The sequence below is a fragment of the Salinimicrobium oceani genome, from assembly GCF_012037645.1.
Map to the genome: position 1 here is coordinate 1 of NZ_JAAVJR010001401.1, position 314 is coordinate 314.

The 314-nt window shown below is 43.3% G+C and carries 1 protein-coding gene; it reads left to right on the top strand.

What is annotated here, in order from left to right:
- Window positions 1–314 (top strand): polyprenyl synthetase family protein (locus HC175_RS22390; RefSeq protein ID WP_209310212.1); only part of this gene is annotated, 314 nt, incomplete at both ends.

Below are 314 nucleotides of genomic sequence, written 5' to 3' on the forward strand. Positions count from 1 at the left end.
TAAACAAACAGTCCACGAAAAGTGGGATGTCAACACCGCCATTCTTTCGGGAGATGCGATGTTGATAAGAGCATATCAGCTGTTTGAAAATTACCCGGGAGAGACTTTTAAGCAGTTAGCCGAACTTTTTTCGAAAACGGCCATAGAGGTGTGCGAAGGGCAGCAGTATGATATAGATTTTGAGACGCGGGATAAGGTGAGCATTGAGGAGTATCTAAAAATGATAGAGTTTAAAACCGCTGTCCTGGTTGGAGCTTCTTTAAAAATGGGAGCTATCGTTGCAAATACTTCCCGGGAGAATTGCGAAAGGATCT